This window comes from uncultured Campylobacter sp., from assembly GCF_938030785.1.
Taxonomy (GTDB): Bacteria; Campylobacterota; Campylobacteria; order Campylobacterales; family Campylobacteraceae; genus Campylobacter_B.
Window position 1 is genome coordinate 1 of the sequence record NZ_CALHIK010000071.1, and the last position, 2,573, is coordinate 2,573.

The 2,573-nt window shown below is 51.0% G+C and carries 2 protein-coding genes; both read left to right on the forward strand.

Annotated elements, in window-relative coordinates; translation table 11 throughout:
- Positions 1-78: 78 nt before the first annotated feature.
- A complete protein-coding gene (locus tag Q0438_RS03945; RefSeq protein ID WP_299187581.1) occupies positions 79-1,629 on the forward strand; it encodes an NnrS family protein in 1,551 nt (516 codons plus the stop codon).
- Between the two features lie 66 nt (positions 1,630-1,695).
- Positions 1,696-2,025: a cupin domain-containing protein gene (locus Q0438_RS03950; protein WP_291939008.1), complete on the forward strand. Its 330-nt coding sequence runs from the start codon at positions 1,696-1,698 to the stop codon at positions 2,023-2,025.
- Positions 2,026-2,573: the final 548 nt, after the last annotated feature.

Genomic DNA, 2,573 nt, shown 5'->3' on the forward strand with positions numbered 1-2,573 from the left:
TGGACGAGCCGCTAAGCGCGCGCGACGATCGGTACGAAGAGCGCGTGGTAAGCGAACAATTCGGGGGAGTGAGCTATTATGAATAGAAATTTTATCTTTAATGCGCGCAAACAGGGAGGTTCCGCACAAAATTTCAAACGTTTTGCCCCCGATTTCGGACGGAATTTTAAAGATTTTATATGGAGCTTAGGAGCCAAGCTCGCGCAAAATTTCAAAATTTCTGCTCTAAATTTTACCCGAAATTTCAAAAATTCCGCTCGCAATTCAGAGGCAGAACCCATGCGAAGCATCAAATATCAAAATTCTGCGCAGGATTTCTGGCAAAACGACAGAAGTGCCGAGCTAAATTCTAAACCGAGCTTTTCGCAAAGCGCTAAAAATTCCGATCGGAATTCCAAAGCTAATTCCACGCAAAACCAAATAGATCCCGTTTCGCCGCAGGAGCTCAAAAATTCCGAGCCGTGGGGGGCGCAGCAGCAAGAGCTAGGCTTTTACGCGCCTAAATTTAAAGATGAGCGCGCGAGAAATTTTTTCTCCCATCCGATGCGCGCCTTCGTTCTTTGCGCCTGCTTTTTTGCGGCGCTGGGCGCGCTTAGCTTTCTAGCACCGGGTGCGCTTGAGATCGATTATGTCGCCGCTCATAAGTTTTACTTTCTGTTTTTGGCGCCTTCGTGCATCTACGCGGCGTTTTTGCTTACCGCACTGCCCGATTGGACGAACTTCGAGGGCTCGCTAAAGCCCGTTTCGCTTGCCTTTGCCGCCTGCCTGATCGCGGCTTTTATCGCGAGCTTTTTAAATTTACGGCTTGCGGCTGCGATCACGGCGCTGTTTTGGGCGATATTTTTCATCTTTGCGGCGCGGCTTTTGTGGCTGGATAAAAACTCGAATAATTTTAGCATCCTGGCGGTCTTAGCGGCGTTTTGCGCCTGCTCTGCGGCCTACGGCGCGAGCGAGGATGAGAAGTTTTTGCTTAGCTTCGTGCATATCAACGTCGCGGCAATCGCCGTCGTAAGCTACCGCATAAGCGTCGTCATCGGCAACGAAGCGCTAAGAGAGGGCGGGCTGAAGGACGCCGTTTTTATTCCAAATTTTATCTACAAAAATTTAGCCGCTTTCCTCGCCTTTTCTTTGGCGCTCGCGACGCCATTTTTAAGCGAGGTGACGTGCGGGTTTATCGCGCTTGGTATCGGGTTTTTGTTTTTGGCGAAACTTCGCGAGCTGCACTATGTCGAAATTCTAAGCCGCCACTATATGGCGTTTTACTACGCGCTACAGGCTGCGTGCGCGGCAGGATACCTGTGGCTGGGCGCGACGCTGATCCACGGGGGATACGCTGCCGCGCCGCTGCACGTCATCGCGATCTGCTATATGTATGGAGCGATACTTTTCGTGGGAATGATCGCCGGACAGCGTCACAGCGGAATTTCGCCGCTAAACTTCCCGCGCCTAAGCCGCACGGCGCTCGTTTTGGCTCTGGGTGCAGGGGGCTTAAGAGCCGTTTGTGCGGGCGAAAGCTTTATTTTATACGTGATGATCCCCTCGGCACTTTTCATCGCCGCAGTCGCGCTATATCTGATAAATTTCGTTCCGATCTTTCTGAAAAATCCTTTCAGCGCGGATCCGGATTGATGCTCATCAAAGCAGGCTTGCTAAATTTTAGCTACAATCGATCAAATTTCATTTCAAGGAGAGCTTATGCAACACATCAAAAATATCGACGCCGCTAAGGCCGTAGAGCTTGCTTCGCTAGTCGAAGTATCCCCTCACAAGGTGATTTCGCGCACCCTCGCGCAAAATCCTGCGCTGAATATGACGCTTTTTGCCTTCGACGGCGGCGAGGAGATCAGCTCGCACAAATCCGACGGCGACGCGTTCGTTTACGTGCTTGAGGGGGAGGGCGATTTCACGATCGACGGGCAGAAGCACCGCGTAAAAGCGGGGCAAAGCATCGTCATGCCTGCGGGTTTGCCGCACGCGATCTTCGCGCCGGTGCCGTTTAAGTGGTTTTTAGTGGTGGTTTTTTAGTCTCTAAGTTTAAGGGCGGGTCGAATTTTAAAATTTAGCCCGCCCGCCGCTTCATAAAATTTTATCCGAAATTTCATTCTTAAGATCGCCTTGTTTGTTCCCGCCTGCTCCCGTTCGCTCTCACAAAATTTTAAAATTCCAAAACGTTTAAATTTTACTTTTACCGCGCCAAAAAATTTCGTCTGTTTTGCAAGCTGTGCGGGAGCTGAAAATAACGCATCGCGTTTGCGCGCTGTGTCTAGCCCCGAAATCGCACGCTTGAGCTCGCATCGCAAGTCAAATCCATAGCTCGCGCATTAAATTTCAAAGCCGCGCCGAGCGCGCAATATATATCGGGCGAGTAGAGCAGACGGGCGCTGTATTAGGGCGACCCTGCCGAGTGCGCAATGCGCGGCCTAGCTCATAGATCGAGAGTTAAATTTAAAGGCCGTGCCCGACGCGAAATGCACGCCAAGCAGGCCTAAATTTTAAAATTTAGCTCCCGCTCGGGGTCAGCTCCTTGATGATGAGCTCGGGCGTGATCGTGCCGCGGAAGTTGTTTTTGCTAA